Source organism: Deltaproteobacteria bacterium (assembly GCA_009929795.1).
GTDB lineage: Bacteria > Desulfobacterota > Desulfovibrionia > Desulfovibrionales > Desulfomicrobiaceae > RZZR01.
In genome coordinates this window covers 1-1,163 of record RZZR01000390.1, presented here as the reverse complement: position 1 = coordinate 1,163, position 1,163 = coordinate 1, and the positions used below count along the sequence as shown (strand labels likewise).

The 1,163-nt window shown below is 57.1% G+C and carries 2 protein-coding genes; both read left to right on the top strand.

Going from position 1 to position 1,163, the window contains the following annotated elements:
* The first annotated feature begins 314 nt into the window (after positions 1-314).
* A complete protein-coding gene (locus EOM25_15215; GenBank protein NCC26529.1) occupies positions 315-665 on the top strand; it encodes a transposase in 351 nt (116 codons plus the stop codon).
* A gap of 35 nt (positions 666-700) precedes the next feature.
* On the top strand, positions 701-1,163 hold a 463-nt coding region (locus EOM25_15210), incomplete at its 3' end, for an IS66 family transposase (protein ID NCC26528.1).

The window sequence follows — 1,163 nt, the reverse complement described above, 5'->3', positions numbered from 1 at the left end:
ATCATGAAATCTCATATCGGCCAGAAGCGTGCGGCCTGGTGGTTCACCCATGTGGCGCAGTGGCGGCAAAGCGACATGAGCAGGGCCGGGTACTGCACTAAGCACAGCCTTAATCTCAGTTCATTTCGCTACTGGCTGCGCAAGTCGAGCACGGCGACAATGGACGCGTCCACCCCGATCGTTCCCCTTCCGTTCACTCTGGTTCCGAAGCTTCCGTCTATCGGTCTTTTGGTCGGCAATCGCTACGCCCTGGACATCCCGGCGGACTTTGACGAGGCGGCGCTGGCCAGGCTTCTGTCCGTATTGGAGCCCCGATGCTGAGGATGCCCGCGACCAAGGTCTATCTCGCCCCTGGTGTCACGGATATGCGGGCCGGAATCGACAGGCTGAGCATGACGGTCCAAGGCATCCTGGATATGGACCCGTTCTCCGGGCACCTTTTCGTCTTCTGTAACCGCAAACGTAATGCGCTCAAGGTTCTGTATTGGGACCGCAACGGCTTCTGCCTCTGGTTCAAGCGTCTTGAGAAGCATCGTTTCTGCTGGCCGGAGCACGCGGCCGGGGTCATGAACGTCACCCCGCAACAGCTCGGCTGGCTCCTCGATGGCCTCACGATAAATCCTCGCGGAGCGCATCCGAATCTGACATATAAATCGCTGTTTTAAGCTTAAATTTCTTGCTATTTCAAGCTATTGCGTCTATGGAAAAAGGCATGGGCGATATCAAAAACCTGCCTGATGACGTTGGGCAACTCAAACATCTTATCTGGGATTACTACCAACAGATCAACCACCTCCAGGACCGAGTGGCCCTGTTGCAGGCTGCCCTGTATGCTCCCAAATCCGAAAAATCCAAAGACCTCTTCCAGGGCATTCTGCCTCTGCCATTGATCAAGATCACAGAGGCGAAACCGATAGAAGTGCCCGTCATTGAGATCCCGGCCCACACCAGGGCCAAGCGTGGGCGCAAGCCTCTCCCGGATGATCTGCCGCGCATCAAAATTATCCATGACCTGCCCGAAGACCAGAAGGTCTGCGCCTGTGGGGCCTGTCTGAAACGCATCGGCGAAGAGGTCTCCGAAAAGCTCGATTACGTCCCGGCCGTCATGCGGGTGGAGCGCCATATCCGGCCCAAATACGCCTGTCCGGCCTGCGACGGCGAGG